The following is a 16887-nucleotide window of genomic DNA, read 5'->3' as shown; positions in this document are numbered from 1 at the left end:
GCACCCGCCCTGACAGGAATGACCAGATGACCGACAATACCAAGATCACCGCCCTCCTGCCGATGAAGGCTCATAGCGCCCGTGTGAAATCCAAGAATTTCCGACTGATTGCGGGCAAGCCGCTCTTCCAGTGGATACTTGATGCGCTGCTCGCTGTGCCTGCAATCGACAAAGTCGTCATCAATACGGATGCGCGCCAGATCCTCGCCGATGAAGGCCTGATCGAATCAGATCGCGTCATGATTCGTGATCGCAAGCCGGAACTCTGCGGCGACTTCGTATCCATGAATCTTGTCCTTGGCGACGATATCGCCAACGTGCCGTCGGACCATTACCTGATGACCCACACGACCAATCCGCTGCTGCAGCCAGACATGATCGAAGGCCTGATTGGCACCTATCTCGGCGCGCTCAAGGCAGGCAAAGCCGACTCCCTGTTCACGGTCAACGAAATGCACACGCGGTTCTACACCGTCGAGGGCGCCCCCATAAACCACGATCCCGACAACCTGATCCGGACACAGGACCTGCCTGCCTATATGGAGGAGAATTCGGTCTGCTACCTGTTCACGCCTCAGAGCTTCGCGGCCACGAATGCCCGGATCGGCAAAACCCCCCTGCTCTATCCCACGCCCAAGCTTCAATCGGTCGATATCGACGAGATTTCCGACTGGTTCATCGCTGAATCCCTGCTGATGCGCGTCGCTGCGGGCGAAAAACTCCCTGAGGAAGCCTGATGTCCAAGCCCCGTATTCTTGTTACCTGCCCGCCCATGCTCGGCCTGTTCGCCGAGTTTGCAGATGATTTCGCCGCCCATGGCCTGGAAGGCGTGCCCGCGAAGACGTCGCAAGTCCTCAGCGAAGACGAGCTTATTGCCCTGCTGCCCGGTTTCGACGGCTGGATCATCGGAGATGACCCGGCGAGCCGCCGCGTTGTGACATCGGCGAAGGAAGCTGGTCTCAAGGCGGCCGTCAAATGGGGCGTCGGCGTCGACAATGTCGACTTTGCGGCCTTCAAGGATCTCGGGCTGCCAGTCGAAAACACGCCCGGCGTTTTCGGTGGCGAAGTCGCTGATGTCGCCCTCACCTATACACTCGGCCTTGCCCGCGAGACCTATCGCATCGACCGCGAGATCCGTGAGAAGAACGCCTGGCCAAAGCCCAGCGGCATCAGCATGACGGGCCGCACCGTGGCGCTCGTCGGTTTCGGCGACATCGGCCGCCAGACGGCCAAGCGCATCCTGGCCTGCGGCAGCAAAGTCGTCGTCTACGATCCCTTCTTCAAGCCCGCCGAAGGTCTCGACGTGGAAACGGCCCAATGGCCCGACCGCCTTGATGAAGCCGACTTCCTGATATTCACCTGCCCGCTGACGCCTGAGACGCGCGGGATGTTCAATGCAGACCTTCTGGGCAAGCTGCGCCCCGGCGTTCGCGTGGTCAATGTCGCCCGCGGCCCGGTGATCCAGGAGACTGCATTGCTCGAAGGCCTAAAGTCCGGCGTCGTCCACTCGGCCGCGCTCGACGTGTTTGAAGTCGAGCCCCTGCCGGCCGACTCACCCTTCCGGGCCTTCGACCAGTGCATTTTTGGATCGCACAATGGGTCTAATTCGGCGGATGCGGTGCGACGTGTCAGCCGTATTGCCATCGGCAAGATGGCCGGATTCCTCGGTACGGCCTGACATTTCCGGCCAGGAGGCCGCAAACTTGTCCGACCCAATCACGGGCATGGCACACTGCGGGAAACAGTCCCACGGAGTGCCACATGGATTCGACCTCTCGCCTTGCCCTGCCCTATATCCTGCCCAATCAGGCACAGAAACACGTCACCCTGAACGAGTCGCTGCAGGCACTCGATGTCATGACAAGCCTCGCTGTGCTGTCGCGGGTATTGGCTGAACAGCCGGCGAGCCCGGCAGACGGCGATTGCTACATCCTCCCTGCAGAGGCGTCGGGTGTCGCCTGGTCCACCTTCCAGCCAGCCCACGTCGCCGCTTATGTCGATGGCAGCTGGATCACCCTTGCGCCGCCTGAAGGCTGCCGCGCATGGGCAAGGGACGAAGACCGGCTGCTCGTCTATATTGACGATGCATGGACGCCGCTGGTCTTCGACAGTCTCGCGCGCATCGGCATAAATACGGGCCCAGACCTCGCGAACCGTCTGGCCGTGAAATCTGACGCCATCCTTTTCTCGCATGACGATGTGACGCCCGGCAGCGGCGACGTGCGACAGGCCGTCAACCGGGCGGCTTCCGCCGACACTGCATCCATCCTGTTTGAAACCGGCTACGAGTCTGGCGCCGAACTCGGCCTGATCGGCTCGGATGATTTCGAGATTCGGGTCAGCCCTGACGGAGAGACGTTTGCAACCGGCATGCAGGTCTCCGCGGCGGATGGCACCGTCAGCTTTCCTGCGGGCTTCGCCTCACCCGGCACAGTGCTCTCGTCGCTGGAACTGCGCGCTGCCCTCGGCTCGATTGCCGACGACACGGTCGCGACGGTGGACTTCGGAAAGGTTATCAACGGGTCTGTTATCATGGCCGTGCCAAATTCGCTGAGCTCAGCGCCTGTCGCCCTTTTCTTTGCCCGCATGGCGACCAGCCCTATCCTGACGACCCTGTTCTCCGACGGCGCTGCATTCACCACCCAGACAGGCGTCTTGTCCGGCACGACGGGCGAAGACGGCAAGATCAATTTCTCGGCCACCGATGACGGTCGCTTCATTGTCGAAAACCGCCGTGGGATCTCTATCGGCTACACGCTTTATACATTCCTGCGCTGAAGCGTCAGCGCCATGCCGCGCGCAGGAAGCGCACGGTTTGCTCCGGTGATGGCGAGAGGCTCAAAGCCAGCGTTTCGCCTGCCGGAAGTGGCCGGGCCAGCCGAATGTCGATCACGGAACCTCTTTGGCCGACAGCGTCCAGTTTGGCTGATCCCGCCACGCTCAGGCCCGTTGCCTCGCGGTCAAATGTAAGCGTCACGCCTGTCTTTGACTGCGGATCATAATGGGCAAGATGAAGCGTCGCATTCGGCTGGACCAGTCCATCGGCGCGGATGCCAAACACGCTGGGACCGCCGCGTCGCAGCCGCCGCCGCACGCGCTCCCGCAGGCTTGCAGGCCATAGGCGATCGGCGACAGCATGCACGATAAAAGCCCGGAATGTGCCCGAACGCGCGTCTTCCGGGGCATGGCGCTGGATGATGTCCTGCAACTCATCCCGACGACGCTTGTTAAGTGACGCGGTCTTCGTGTCTTCGCCCCAAAGCACCATCGATAGGGCGGCATCAAGGAAATCGAACTTGGCGCCCGCCTCGTACATCCGGATCCAGAGATCCCAGTCCATCGTGTAGTGGAGGTCGACGTTGACTCCGCCCACGCCTTCACACGCAGATCGGCGGAAGAAGCACGAGGGCTGCGAAATGATGCCTGCCTGTAGCAGGCGCGGGCCGGGCGGCTCGACGTTGAAATGATAGCCGGTCATCGCGCCGGTCTCGTCGATGATGCTGCTGTGACCATAGATGACGTCAAGATCGGGAGCTTCGGAAAGCCGCGCACGCACGCGGTCCAGCGCGCCTGGCATGAGAATATCGTCGGCATTCAGCCAGCCGAGCCAGTCACCCGGCACGTTTTTCCAGCCCTCGATAATCGCATCCGATTGGCCTTTATCGGGACCGTGACGCCGATAGGATAGCCAGTCATCATGTGCATCCGCCAGCGCCCGTACACGGGGATCGTCCGAAGCATCCAGCAGCGCCACGTTTACACCGGCGCCCTGCGCCTTCAGGCTGGCAAGGCTGGCCGGCAGAAAAGGGTGCCAGCTACCGATGGGAACACTGAAAGCAAATTCAGCCATGCGCACGATCGCCTGCCGATACCGGCGCATCCGGCGTCACAGCCTTCGGTGCCCGCAGCGGACGAATGACCGGTCGCCTGTCGAAAAGGCGCTTGGGGTTCCATGCCATTGCGTAGCAAAGATCCGCGAGGCCCACCGACCGCTCAGGCGGGCCGTAGCGTTTGTCTTTCTTTAGGGCGCCCAGTCCCGCAAGCCCGGCCTTGATGCCGCGCCATGTTGGGCCTGCCCGCCCTGTCATGAACCCACGCAGAAAGATTGCCAGCGTTAGCGCCACATGGCCCGGCAGCGTCAGCCATAGCAGCAGTCCCGGAGTATTCTTGGCATAGGTCCACATCCGGTTGCGCGTACCGTGGAAGATCGCAAACTCGCTCGCGCGCCCGGAAATGCCACTGCCTGCATGGCGGATAATCGCATCCGGCAGGAAGACGCAGCGCTCTCCCGCCAGCCGCATTCGGTAGCCAAGGTCGACATCCTCGCAATAGCAGAAGAAGCGCTCGTCAAAGCCTCCATGCGCCTCGAAAACGGATCGCTTGAATACAGCCGAAGCCCCGCACGGCGAGAAGCACTCCCCCTCTGTCAGCGGCTCTGCCGGCAAGCCGAAACCACCGCGCCATGGGATGCCGAACCCGAGATAGCAGTCGCCGGCGCCATCCATGATGGACGGGTCCTCCAGCGCATATTGCGCGCAGGCAAACATGGTCGTGTCCGGGTGGCGCTCGGTGGCCGCCATGACGCGCTCCAGCCAATCGGGATTGGCCACTGCGTCGGGATTGAACAGCGCAAGCCAGGTGCCTGTGGCCACTTTGGCAGCCAGATTATTGCCACCAGCGAAGCCGAGATTCTCGGTCTGGGGCAGGAAACGATAGCCCGGCAAGCCCTCGGAATTCAGATTGTCAGCTGAACCATCGGAGGAAGCATTATCCACCAGTAGAACTTCGAAATTGCGGAAGCTCTGCGCGCGCAGCGAATCCAGCGCCTGCTGCAGGAACGCCTCGCCATTATAATTTACAATGATGACAGAGACGGCGACCATGCGAATGTGTTCTGGTTGACGCCACCTTGATTGTCAAACACCCATGGCGCAAGCCCACGTCGGATTGCGTAACGGACTGTGATTTGCCCCATCCGGGACAACGCCCTATCCGCTTGGCGCCAGAGACATGACCCCAGTATTGTGAGGATTTTCCCCAATGAGCCTTCCCTTCATCGACCTTCAGGCACAGCGCAAGCGGATCGAGACCGAGATCAACGCGGCCATCCAGGGTGTTGTTGAAAGCGGCCGCTATGTGCTCGGCCCGGAAGTCACCGAACTGGAAAAACAGCTCGCGGCCTGGTGCGGCGCCAAGCACGCCGTCAGCTGTGCCAATGGGACGGATGCCCTCGCCCTCGCGCTGATGGCGTGGGAGCTGAAGCCCGGCGACGCCGTGTTCTGCCCCAGCTTCACCTTTGTTGCGACGGCGCAGGTCGTTCCCTGGCTCGGCGCTACGCCCGTCTTCGTCGATATCGACGCGGCGAGCTACAACATGGACCCGGCCAGCCTGCGCGCAGAGATCGCTTCCGTCAAAGCAGCCGGCAAACTGAACCCGAAAGTGGTCATCGCGGTCGATCTGTTCGGGCAACCGGCGAACTACCCTGAAATCAAAGCAATTTGTGACGAGTTCGGCCTGAAGCTCATTGCCGATACGGCGCAGGGCTATGGCTGCACGCTGAACGGCAAGCACCCGTCTGACTGGGCCGATATAGCCACGACCAGCTTCTTTCCGGCCAAGCCGCTCGGCTGTTATGGCGATGGCGGCGCGATTGTCACGAACGACGGCGCGCTGGCCGAACGCATTGAATCCCTTCGGGTTTATGGAAAGGTGACGCCGACTGACGCGGCCACGCGCAACTTCCATCACGACCCGAAATATCTGAGCCTCCGGGTTGGCATGAACTCACGCCTCGACACCATCCAGGCGGCCATTCTGCTCGAAAAACTGAAGATCTTCGCGGACGAGATCGAGCGGCGCCAAGAGGTCGCCGACAGGTATTCCAAGGCCCTTCGTGGGGCCATCAGGACCGTTCCCGGGGTCATCGAGGGGGGCCGCTCGGTCTGGGCCCAGTATGTCATCGAGCATGACCAGCGCGACGGCCTGCAGGCCCACCTGACGGCGCAGGGCATCCCGAGCATGGTCTACTATCCGGTGCCGATCCACCAACAGGACTTCGCGCTCCGCTTTGCGCCAGCAGAAGGCCACCTCAAAGTGACGGAAACAGCCAGCCAGCACGTTCTGGCCCTGCCGATGCATCCGTATCTTGAGCCATCCGACCAGGACCGCGTGATCGACGCCGTGGTGGGATTCAACGGCTAGGCCAGTATCGCGATAATCATGTCACGCGGTTTTTTTTGATGCTTTCCAAAGCAACAACCTGGAGCCTTGGCGCCAGCCTGTTAGACGCCAGTAGAGTCCCAGCAATCTCACCACACGACGAAAATCCCTTTCGACGAGCTTGTTTCGGATAAGATATGGCAACGGGTCAGCGATACAGGCTATGGCCGCGCGCCGCGCATCCAGTCCCTCCAAAGCCGAGCTTAGCTCATCCAGTATTTCAGGCGCAGCAATTAATTCATCAAGTCCGTAGCGGCAGCCCAGCATGCGGCTGAGAATGATCCGATCCATCGCACCGAGCGGGGCACCGGGAGCCTCGCGCGCGCCATACCGCACCGCACTGAGCGCCTCCGGCCAGAGCTTCTTGCGCGCAGCGACCGTTGCTTTCTGAAAATATGCTTGCCGCCGTTCCACAGCATCCTCCGGCTCCGAGGATGCCGATCTGCTAACAAGCTCGCCAAGCGTGACATCAGGCAGAAGCTCGCGGAGCAGTTCGGTGTCAGCGACGCTCCAACGCGCATTGCGAGTATCGGCCGCATAACGGATATCGGCGGGTCCGCGCGGCCCATCATGTTGGCGTTGAAAGAGCGTAACGCCTTCGACTCGGGCCGCATTCCACCGACGGGACAGAAGAAGCAACACAGCATAGTCTTCGGAAATGACTTTATCTTCCGGCAGAGGAAAGATGGCCTCATAGCACGAGCGGCGTACCAACATGCAAGGTTGGCCCGTGATGAAACAATCTTCCATGACGTGAATGAAAAAGGACCTTTCATCCTCGGGAGGATAGGGATGCGTATGCTCAAAACGCATCGCGCCAGTCTCCGGATCTTCCCGGAACTTCTGCAGCGCCCCATAGCTAATTGCCGTTGATGGCTCCGTAATGAACGGAGACACGAGCCTTTCAAGCGCATCTACCGGGGCAAGATCATCATCATCCATGATCCAGACAAGATCACCTCTCACCTGACGAAGACCTGTATTTATCGCGGCGTTCTTGCCGCCATTTTCCCGACGAATATAGCGGACACTGGTGCCGAATTTGGCGACGACTTCTGCAGTATTGTCGCTGGATCCGTCATCGACCACGACAATTTCCGCAATCGGATAAGACTGATTCAGTAATGTTTCAATACTGGCTGTAATCAGGCCGGACCGATTGTATGTCGGCAAGATCACCGAGACGCTTGGTGAGCTTTTGCTTGCAGAATTGGTCAACGGTTAGTCTTTCCTGTGCACTTTCTATCGTCTCTCCAAGCAAGAACAATGCCGAGTGAGCAAATATTGACAGGCATAAAACTTGCGAGGCAAACCAGAAAGCCGTTCAGTTTCTGGAGGACGCAAGTAGAATGACCCACGAATCCTTTGATCGTCAACCAACCGATGTCACCATCATCGTGGCGCCGCGCGAGCGGTTCGAGCAAGCCACGATGTCGCTGCAAGCCTGCTTTGACACCGCTGACCTGCCTTTCCGCATGATCTATGTCGATGGAGGCTCACCAAAAGCGATAGCTGACGAACTGAAGGATGAAGTTGAGAAGCGTAACCACATCTATATCCGCCGTCCGGGTTACATCACTCCGAACGATGCCCGCAACACCGCCCTTCCCCTGGTGGATACCAAGCATGTTGTCTTCATCGACAACGACGTCAGCTTCGCACCGGGGTGGTTGTCCGCCCTGGTAAAATGCGCCGAGGAAACCGGTGCCGGCTTGGTCACTCCAACAATTCTTGTCGGACCGGGGTCTCGTATGCCCGATCTGAAGGTTCATCATGCAGGCGGCATTCTTCAGCTGACTGACACAGGTCATGGTCGAAAAATGTACCGTCGCCACGGCTTTGAGCATGAGCGGTATCTGGAATGCAAAAGCGAGCTAGTCCGAAAGGAAACAGATTCTACAGAATTTCATGTCGTGCTCGCCCGGACCGAAATGCTGAAGCAGATTGGTCCGCTCGATCCCAAATTGGTAGGATTTACTGATGAGATCGACGTGGCCTTCAACGCCCATGAGCACGGATGGTCAATATGGTATGAGCCAACCTCCGTCATTGTCTATGACGTTGCCAAGAAATTCACCTGGCGGGAAATTCCCTATTTTTGCCTGCGCTGGAACACTGCACGCTGCATGAAAGCGGAGCGATACTTCTACAAGAAATGGAACCTTGTGCCAGAATTCCAGCGTCAAAGGAATTTTCTGCGCGACCATCGTCGTGACGTTTTCCCCTTCAAGAAAATGCAGTCGATAATAGGCTGGCGAGCCACTGTCACATTCACGAATTTAATGTGTGAAACGATCGCTCTTGCGACTTCAATCCGTTTCCTCAAGCCCGACCATTCGCCGCTTCCCATATCCTCCGCCGTCGCAAAGCGCGTATAGGAGCATTGCAGGATATCCGAGCTTGAGACGGCCATTTCTCCCAGGGAAGCCTCAAAAAGGGCTGGGCGGGATCAGCGGGACCGACGATAATCCGACGCTGCGAATGTAGGAACGTCTGCAAACCCACCGTTTGCCAGTTCGGCTTCGACCAGCGGCCAAGGCCCAAACCACACGCTATCCTCCATCGAAGACGATCTGTCAGGGGCACGCCTTGGCACACCGTCCCATTTATACAGTCCTTATGTGCTGTTTATGCGGCGCTCCATGTCATATTTTTCCCGTTTTCCCATACCTCGTGCAGGCATGCGCGTTGCCTTCGGCTGCGCGTCATGCTAGCTCACGCATAAACATATAAAGGAACATTGATATGGCCAACGACTATCATGTCGCCGACATCAAACTGGCTGAATATGGCAACAAGGAAATCGCGATTGCCGAAACGGAAATGCCGGGGCTGATGGCCGCGCGCGAAGAGTTCGGCCCGACGCAGCCACTTAAAGGCGCGCGTATCTGTGGTTCGCTCCACATGACAATCCAGACCGCCGTTCTGATCCAGACCCTCGAAGCCCTTGGCGCCCAGGTGCGCTGGGTTTCGTGCAACATCTATTCGACGCAGGACCACGCTGCGGCCGCGATCGCTGCCAATGGTACGCCGGTCTTCGCCTACAAGGGCGAAACGCTGGAAGAATACTGGGACTACACAGACCGCATGTTCCAGTGGCCAAACGGCGAAGGCCCGAACCTGATCCTCGATGATGGCGGCGACGCCACGATGTACCTTATCCTCGGTGAACGCGCCGAAAACGATCCGGCCTTCCTCGAGAAGCCAGGCTCGGAAGAAGAGAAATTCCTCTTCGCCCAGATCAAGAAGCGTATGAAAGCCTCGCCAGGCTGGTTCGCAAAAACCAAGGCCGGCATCCGTGGCGTCTCCGAAGAAACGACGACTGGCGTGAACCGTCTCTACCAACTCGAGAAGAAGGGCGAACTGCCTTTCCCTGCCATCAACGTCAACGACTCGGTCACCAAGTCCAAGTTCGACAACAAGTATGGCTGCAAGGAATCGCTCGTCGACGCGATCCGCCGCGGCACAGACGTGATGATGGCTGGCAAGAAAGCCTTCGTCGCCGGCTATGGCGATGTCGGCAAAGGCTCGGCTGCCTCGCTCTCCGGTTCTGGCGCGCGCGTGTCCGTCTCCGAAGTCGACCCGATCTGCGCCCTGCAAGCCGCCATGGACGGCTATGACGTCCTCACGATGGAAGAAGCTGCCTCGAAATTCGACATCTTCGTCACCGCGACCGGCAACAAGGACATCCTCACCGTCGACCACATGCGCGCGATGAAGGACATGGCCATCGTCTGCAACATTGGCCACTTCGACAACGAGATCCAGGTCGAAGGCCTGCGCAATTTCGAATGGACGAACATCAAGCCGCAAGTCGACATGATCACGTTCCCTGATGGCAAGCGCATCCTGCTGCTTTCCGAAGGCCGCCTCGTGAACCTTGGTAACGCCACGGGTCACCCCAGCTTCGTGATGTCCGCCTCGTTCACCAACCAGACGCTGGCCCAGATCGAACTTCACCTGCGCGCCGACGAATACGAGAACAAGGTCTACACGCTGCCCAAGCACCTCGACGAGAAAGTGGCCATGCTGCACCTCGACAAGCTCGGTGCACAGCTGACCAAGCTCTCGGAAGGTCAGGCCGACTATATCGGCGTGACGACCGAAGGCCCGTTCAAGCCAGAACACTACCGCTACTAGGCCGGAGCGGCGCAAGGCATTGAGCCAGGAGCATATCCTCACGCTTTCCTGCCCTGACAGGGTGGGTCTGGTCGCCACACTCGCGCGGCTGATGGAACGGCATGGCTGTTTCATCGCCTCGTCACGCACGTTTGGTGATCCCGATACTGGCCGATTCTTTGCCCGCCTCGTCTTCCAGTCGGAAGGCGGGGATGACGTGCCCACTGGCCTGAAGGCCGACCTTGAGAATGCCGCCGGGGAGCTTTCCGCCACCTGGGGCATCCACACGGTCGGCCAGCCGGTCAAGACGCTGCTGCTGGTCTCCAAATCCGACCATTGCGCCAACACACTGCTCTACGGCGCCCGGCGCGGCGAGCTGCCAATCGAACCGGTTGGCATCCTGTCGAACCATCGCACGCTGGAAGAGGGTTTCTCGCACTGGGGCCTGCCTTTCTTCCACGTGCCCGTCATGGCGGAAACCAAGGCCGATGCCGAGGCCCGCATGTTCGAGCTGATCGAAGAGACGGGCGCCGAACTCATCGTGCTCGCGCGCTACATGCAGGTGCTCAGCAATGAGGCCTGCACCCGGCTTGCCGGACGGTGCATCAATATCCACCACTCCTTCCTGCCGAGCTTCAAGGGCGCGAAGCCTTATCATCAGGCCCATGCACGCGGCGTGAAGGTGATTGGCGCCTCGGCCCATTATGTGACGCCTGATCTCGACGAGGGCCCGATCATCACTCAGGCCACAGAGGGCATAGATCACACATATAGCCCGGCCGACATGATAGAGCTTGGCCGCCACCTTGAAGGCACGGCCCTGCTTCGCGCCGTCAAGGCCCATGCCGAACACAGAATATTCATCAACGCTGGCAAGACGGTTGTCTTTGCCCGATAGTCTCAAACGCGACGCTTGCGAGGAAACAGAAAATGAAAATGAACGACTTTGAATTCACCAGCGAAAGCGTTGCCGAAGGCCACCCGGACAAGGTTGCCGACCAGATCTCCGACGCCATAGTCGATCTGTTCCTGACCAAGGACCCGTCCTCGAAAGTTGCCGTCGAAACCCTGACGACAACCAACCGTGTCGTCCTCGCCGGCGAAGTGCGCACCAATAATGGCGCGGTCGTCACCCATGACGAGATGATCCAGGCCGCGCGTGATGTCGTGAAAAAGATCGGCTACGAACAGGACGGCTTCCATTGGGAAAAGATGGATGTCAGCTGCTACGTCCACGGACAATCTGCCGAGATCGCGCAAGGTGTTGAAGAGGGCCAGGGCCTCTACGCCGAAGAAGGCGCCGGCGACCAAGGCATCATGTTCGGCTATGCCGCAGACGAGACGCCCGAGCTGATGCCTGCCACGCTCGTCTACTCCCACCAGATCCTGCAGAAGATGGCCGCCCTGCGCCATTCCGGCGAACGCCCGGAATTCGAGCCCGACGCCAAGAGCCAGGTGACGCTGCGCTATGTTGACGAAAAGCCTGTCGGCGTGAACGCCATCGTCGTCTCGACCCAGCACAAGGAGAGCGCGACGCTCGAAGAGCTGCGCGAACTCGTCCGCCCGATCGTGCAGGACGTGCTCCCCGAGGGCTGGTTCCCGCCGGAAGACAAGTTCTACGTCAACCCGACCGGCAAGTTCGTCATCGGCGGCCCTGACGGCGATGCCGGCCTTACCGGCCGCAAGATCATCGTGGACACCTATGGCGGCGCAGCGCCCCATGGCGGCGGCGCCTTCTCCGGCAAGGACCCGTCCAAGGTGGACCGCTCAGCCGCTTATGCCACGCGCTACCTCGCCAAGAACGTCGTTGCCTCGGGCCTCGCCAAGCGCTGCACGATCCAGGTCTCCTACGCCATCGGCGTGTCGCAGCCTCTGTCCGTCTATGTCGACACGCACGGCACGGGCCTCGCCGACGAAGCCCGCATCGCCAAGACGCTGCGCGAACTGTTTGACCTGTCGCCAAAAGGCATCCGCACCCACCTGAAGCTGAACAACCCGATCTATGCCGGCACGGCCGCTTACGGCCATTTCGGCCGCACACCCGGCGCCGATGGCACGTTCACATGGGAAAAGACGGACCTGATCGACGAGCTGAAGCGCCTGATCAACTAGGCCGCAGGGTGAGAGCCCTCCACACCCGATCCGAGCAAGGCCTGCGCCGTCACCCGTGACTTGGCAGGCCTTGTCTCCGCTCGCAGATAGAGTGTCTTTGACCAGACTGAATTATGCTATGAACCGGCTCTGAGGCGGCCCGCATTGTCTCGCGATCTCGGCGCAGGAAAGGCTCCGGGCTGCGCCCGTAATGCCTCGGACACGCGCACGACTTCGCCAATCGCCGCCATGTAATGATAGAATGTACTCGCCTGCGCGGGCGCCGGCGTCGCGGCGCCATCAGCATCATAGGCATCGCGCCATATGCCGGGGACGGGCGTATTGAGATACGTATCCAGCAGGGCGTTTATGATGAAGGCCGCCTGGCCCAGCGCGGTCTCATGCCCCTCTTCCGCGAGCACGAGGGCGGCCTTGAGGTATTCCGTCTGCGGCCAGGACCGGCGCGCGCCACACCCGAACGTGCCGTCCGAGCGCACTTCGTCGATCAACAGACCGCTCGCCGCATCCGTGCCGATCTCGCGCGCCTTGTCATAGAGACCGCGGACATAGGCGCCATAGTCACGCCCGCACCGCTTTCCGAAATTGTGGATGAGCCAGGCCCACTCCATCATGTGCCCCGGTTCGATCAGCTCTTTCAATTGAGGATCGGGTCGCCAGTCCTGCGTGAAATATTCGGTGACGCAGAATGTCCTGGCGTCGAAGAAATGCGCTTCGAACAGATCGAACATGCGCTGGGCAAGGTTCAGGTATTTGGTCTGGCCCGAGATCTGATGCAGCGCCAGAAAGGCCTCGAACAGATGCATATGCGGGTTCTGGCGACGCGGCAGATGCGCCGAAAGAGATTCGATATATCCACCATGGGGCGAAGCCATCTCACGCTCGAGAAAGCCAATGTGGCGGTCAGCAGCTTCAAGCCAGGCCGCATCGCCGGTCACTCGGTAGCGCCAGGCGAGAGCCAGCAGGTAGAAGGACTGGGTGTAGAGGTCGCGCGTCTCGTCCGCGACCGTGCCATCCGGCTCCAGCAATAGCGCACAGCCATGCTCCCGGCTGGTATCGTCCTGGAAAAAACTGTCGGCGAGGGCGCGCTGCATGCCCCTGTCCGCCACTTTCTTCAGACCGCTCCCGAGACCCAGGACATGGGCATGATCAAATGCGTAGACCTGACGGAATTGCACCCGAACGCGGCGCCTGACATCAATTTCGGCAAGGCCTTGTGCCGAAGCGCACTCGATGAAGCGTCCCTTTGCATCGACGCCCTTGCTTGCCCAGAAAGGCAGTGCGGCATCGCGGCACCAGGCCAGCAACCGATCAGATGCATCAAGAAACTCTACTTGCATTTCCGGTTCCGACTTCAGGATCACGTTCCCGACATCAACCGGGGTCCCATATGCGGCTCGCAAGGTCAACCAACAGTTTACCGAAGCGGTTAACCAACGCAGCGGGGTCATCAGACAGCCCTATGCCGGCTAGAATAGCGCTTTCAAAAGGCCGAACAGGCTACAGCTCCGCGACCTTTGCTACGCCTCACATGACGACCTGTATCCTGTCGATTCGGGCGACCTCCCTGCCGCCGCAGGTCAGACTTATGGCCGTCGGCATGTCATCGCTGACAGGTTCACGATAACCTGCATTTCCGACCACCGCAGGGCCTCCGGGTGACAGCGCCAGTGAACGCACAGCCGGATCAGCCGAGGGCTCCGGTGTCAGCTGCCAGGACCGCTCGTCGTCGAGCTTAACCGCCACAATCATCTTGTGCGGGCCGGTGCCGACCTTTGGCATATGGTCAACCCAGGCCGAGGCGCGAAGGATGACAGGACAATCGGCGACGGCTGTATCGGGCGTCATCATGCCTTGCCACGCCGCGCATGCGCCTAGCGGCGCAAGCAGCAACGCGCCAAGGCCCGCGCGCCTTACCACTTTGTCCCGAGCGCCAGCCACACGACGTTTTCCGCCTCCGCACCGCTGATATGGTTGGGTGAGGTCGAAAGCGCCGCTGATACGTCACCCGTCCAATTGTCGGACAGGCGGAACCGGTAGCGGGTTTCATAGTCAATCTCCCGCCCGCTAGGCGTCAGGCCTGCCTCGATTTCATTGCGCAGCAGCACGCCGCGGTCATCAATGGCGGTCGGCGCAAGGAAGCGGATCGTTCCAGTCTCGGCGCGGCGCGGCTGGGCCACCACCAAACTGAACTGCCCCGGCCCGGCCGGATGGCTCGCCCCAACAGACCAGCGACTGGTCCAGATACCCTGCGCGTCAACGCCGGGAAGATCGACACTGGCCATTTCGAATCCGGATGACAGCGTGAGCCGACCGAATGGGCTCCATTCACCTTCAAGCGAATAGGCCGTCATGCTCGCCTGATCCGTTTCACCGAAACGGTCCTGAAGGCTGCCGCCCAAGGCCGTCCGGTCATCCGAGGCAGACGATAGTCCCGCCCGGAACGACCAGTAGCGCGCATCGCGGCCAACACTGACGCCGCTCAGTGAGCGCGCGTCATCAGTGGCGGTGAAAAGGTCCATGGTGAAACCCATGCCCATATCGCGGCTGAGCTGGGCCCAGTTGCCGCCCGTCGCATACGCATTGCCAACGCCTGGCTCATTGAACAGGGTCACTTCAGGTGCAAGGCGTTGCAACCCGCCGCCCTGCCCGAATTCGACCTCGCCCCCCTGGAAGCGATAGGACGCCTGATAATTGGTGACCGGCTCTTCCTGGTAAGGTGCCAGACGGTCTTCCTGCACGCGCGGTGTGGACCATGCAAAGGAGAGATCGCCCACAGCAACAGCCCGCGAGTCGCTCGCGGCCCAGTCTGCCCGTGTGTTCATGTTTACGACGCGCGAAGTCGGCTGCAATTGTGTCGGCAAGGACTTGCCCGCCTTGTCGGCATCAAGCCGGAAACCGCGTCCATAGTTATCCGTAAAGACAATGCCGTTGAAAGCGCCGGACGCTGTCGCCCAGTCGCCGAACGCACCGCCTGAAGGCGCCAGCGTCTGCGCCACGCTCATCTCCTGCCCGGAAATCGACAGGCTTTGCTGGCCCTGTGGCCGGAACGCTTCCACCAGGTTGATAATGCCGACACCCGACACCGAATCCGTGCCGACACCGGCTATCTCGCCCGTTATGGCATCTGGCGTGTTGTCGACATAATCATCTGCCGTATCGAGCAGGATCTGAAGCGCCAGCTCGGGATTGTCCTGCAGGTTCGGGAACGCATCCAGCAGCAGCGCCAGAGCGCCGGCGACGTATGGCGCCGAAAAAGAGGTGCCGCTGACACGATAATAATCACCGATGGAGTCCGCATCATTACAGGATGCTGTCTGCACGCCGACGCAAGTTACGCCGTCCGGATTCCCGACATCGTCATCAAGCCCCGTCGTTACAATGTCTTCACCGGGAGCGAGGAGATAATAGTCCTGCGTGGCCGTTCCAGCCCGGTTCGAGAAATCAGACATCACACGGTCAAGCGTGATTGAACCCACCGCGACGACCCGGCCGCGCGAAGCGGCCTCACCCGCAATATAGGCTGGCTCAGACGGGATCTGCCCCATCGCCTCCACGGGATTTCCCATGTCGTCAGTGCCTGCCGGTTCGGCTTCATTGCCCGCCGATATGACGACAAGGACGCCCGCAGCTGCTGCGCGGCGCACGGCATTCTCAAGCGACTGGTCGGCATCAATGTCGCCACCCAGCGACATGTTTATCACGTTGGCCCCTTGGGCCACGGCGTAGTCGATGGCCTGAACCAAAGTATTGTCGGAAAATGTACAGCCTTCGTCCTCGCCCGTCCGGGCGCAGCTTCCAGGCGAATCCGCCCTGATGTCGATCACCGACGCTTCATAGGCAATGCCCTGTATATTGACGCCGTTGTTTCCTTCATCAACTGGCGTCGCATAATTGTCCTGCCGGACGGCAGCCACCACGCCTGTCACCAGCGTTCCGTGGCCATCGGTGTCGATGTCACCCGGCTGACGCACCTGAACGACGCTATCGCCATTCGAATCGTATCCCGAGCAGGCATTGGCCGCACAAACATCATAAGTGCGGATATCCGCCGCTGCGAGGTCCGGATGGTCCCTCAGGACACCCGTGTCGATGATGGCAACGGTGATGCCATCGCCTGTCGCGCCTAACGCATAGGCCGAGGAGGCCCCGATAACCGGCAGGCCGCCCGTGCGATTATACTCGTAAGTCTCGAACGCGCTCGCCGGAGCTATCGTCGATGGAAAGGGCGCCGGTGGCGGCGGGGGTGGTGGCGCAGGAGGCGGCGGAGGTGGAGGGGGCGGCGGAGGCAAAGGCGTAACGGCCGACCCACCGCCACCGCCGCCACCAGCACATGCGCCGAGCACAAGGGATGACGGCACAAGCAGCGCAGCCGTAATGACAAACGGGATCGAGGCCTGGCGGCCCTTGCTGTTTCGGGACAATGGATACTCCTGACTT

General features: G+C 60.4%; 14 protein-coding genes. 8 read left to right on the top strand and 6 right to left on the bottom strand.

Translation table 11 applies throughout. The annotated features are described in order from the left end of the window. The first annotated feature begins 26 nt into the window (after positions 1 to 26). The 3 genes from HY30_RS07725 (at position 27) to HY30_RS07715 (ending at position 2778) form a co-directional block, all read left to right on the top strand. Positions 27 to 737 (top strand): acylneuraminate cytidylyltransferase family protein, encoded by a 711-nt coding sequence (locus tag HY30_RS07725; protein ID WP_206741435.1) that lies wholly within the window; start codon positions 27 to 29, stop codon positions 735 to 737. After that, positions 737 to 1678, top strand: a complete 942-nt coding sequence (locus HY30_RS07720; RefSeq protein ID WP_034738734.1) for a phosphoglycerate dehydrogenase — start codon at positions 737 to 739, stop codon at positions 1676 to 1678. Before HY30_RS07725 ends, HY30_RS07720 begins: the two co-directional genes overlap by 1 nt. Positions 1679 to 1761: 83 nt before the next feature. After that, positions 1762 to 2778 carry a DUF2793 domain-containing protein gene (locus HY30_RS07715; RefSeq protein ID WP_051615086.1) on the top strand — a complete coding sequence of 339 codons (1017 nt, stop codon included), beginning with the start codon at positions 1762 to 1764 and terminating at the stop codon, positions 2776 to 2778. A gap of 4 nt (positions 2779 to 2782) precedes the next feature. On the opposite strand, the gene HY30_RS19170 is transcribed toward HY30_RS07715, so the two are convergent. Together HY30_RS19170 and HY30_RS07705 are read right to left on the bottom strand one after the other, a co-directional pair. Continuing rightward, positions 2783 to 3850: a glycosyltransferase gene (locus HY30_RS19170; protein WP_051615084.1), complete on the bottom strand. Its 1068-nt coding sequence runs from the start codon at positions 3848 to 3850 to the stop codon at positions 2783 to 2785. Next, the gene (locus tag HY30_RS07705; RefSeq protein WP_051615082.1) at positions 3843 to 4883 is read right to left on the bottom strand and encodes a glycosyltransferase family 2 protein; all 1041 of its coding nucleotides are present in this window, start codon (positions 4881 to 4883) and stop codon (positions 3843 to 3845) included. Before HY30_RS07705 ends, HY30_RS19170 begins: the two co-directional genes overlap by 8 nt. A gap of 157 nt (positions 4884 to 5040) precedes the next feature. On the opposite strand from HY30_RS07705, the gene HY30_RS07700 reads away from it, so the two are divergent. Then, positions 5041 to 6201, top strand: coding sequence for a DegT/DnrJ/EryC1/StrS family aminotransferase (locus HY30_RS07700; protein WP_034738732.1), 1161 nt, complete (start codon positions 5041 to 5043; stop codon positions 6199 to 6201). Between the two features lie 21 nt (positions 6202 to 6222). On the opposite strand, the gene HY30_RS19165 is transcribed toward HY30_RS07700, so the two are convergent. Next, positions 6223 to 7437, bottom strand: coding sequence for a glycosyltransferase family 2 protein (locus HY30_RS19165; RefSeq protein WP_051615080.1), 1215 nt, complete (start codon positions 7435 to 7437; stop codon positions 6223 to 6225). 131 nt (positions 7438 to 7568) lie between these two features. Here HY30_RS19165 and HY30_RS07690 point away from each other — a divergent pair, with 131 nt between their 5' ends. From HY30_RS07690 to metK, 4 genes are all read left to right on the top strand, one after another. Continuing rightward, positions 7569 to 8597 (top strand): glycosyltransferase family 2 protein, encoded by a 1029-nt coding sequence (locus HY30_RS07690; protein ID WP_034738728.1) that lies wholly within the window; start codon positions 7569 to 7571, stop codon positions 8595 to 8597. 367 nt (positions 8598 to 8964) lie between these two features. Further along, positions 8965 to 10359, top strand: coding sequence for an adenosylhomocysteinase (gene ahcY / locus HY30_RS07685; protein WP_034738727.1), 1395 nt, complete (start codon positions 8965 to 8967; stop codon positions 10357 to 10359). Positions 10360 to 10378: 19 nt separating this feature from the next. After that, positions 10379 to 11236 carry a formyltetrahydrofolate deformylase gene (locus HY30_RS07680; protein ID WP_034738724.1) on the top strand — a complete coding sequence of 286 codons (858 nt, stop codon included), beginning with the start codon at positions 10379 to 10381 and terminating at the stop codon, positions 11234 to 11236. 32 nt (positions 11237 to 11268) lie between these two features. Beyond that, positions 11269 to 12450 (top strand): methionine adenosyltransferase, encoded by a 1182-nt coding sequence (gene metK, locus HY30_RS07675; RefSeq protein WP_034738722.1) that lies wholly within the window; start codon positions 11269 to 11271, stop codon positions 12448 to 12450. Positions 12451 to 12566: 116 nt separating this feature from the next. Here the strand turns inward: metK and HY30_RS07670 are convergent, their stop codons facing one another. The 3 genes from HY30_RS07670 to HY30_RS20295 all read right to left on the bottom strand — a co-directional run bounded on the left by HY30_RS07670 (position 12567) and on the right by HY30_RS20295 (position 16871). After that, a complete protein-coding gene (locus tag HY30_RS07670; RefSeq protein ID WP_162176909.1) occupies positions 12567 to 13787 on the bottom strand; it encodes an AGE family epimerase/isomerase in 1221 nt (406 codons plus the stop codon). Positions 13788 to 13974: 187 nt separating this feature from the next. Further along, positions 13975 to 14298 (bottom strand): hypothetical protein, encoded by a 324-nt coding sequence (locus HY30_RS07665; protein ID WP_034738720.1) that lies wholly within the window; start codon positions 14296 to 14298, stop codon positions 13975 to 13977. A 62-nt stretch (positions 14299 to 14360) separates the two neighbouring features. Then, positions 14361 to 16871, bottom strand: a complete 2511-nt coding sequence (locus tag HY30_RS20295) for a S8 family peptidase (protein ID WP_034738718.1) — start codon at positions 16869 to 16871, stop codon at positions 14361 to 14363. Between the last annotated feature and the right edge of the window lie 16 nt (positions 16872 to 16887).

This window comes from Hyphomonas chukchiensis (assembly GCF_000682695.1).
Classification (GTDB): Bacteria; Pseudomonadota; Alphaproteobacteria; order Caulobacterales; family Hyphomonadaceae; genus Hyphomonas; species Hyphomonas chukchiensis.
The sequence above is the reverse complement of the archived record's forward strand: the minus strand, read 5'-3'. Positions and strand labels throughout refer to the sequence as shown.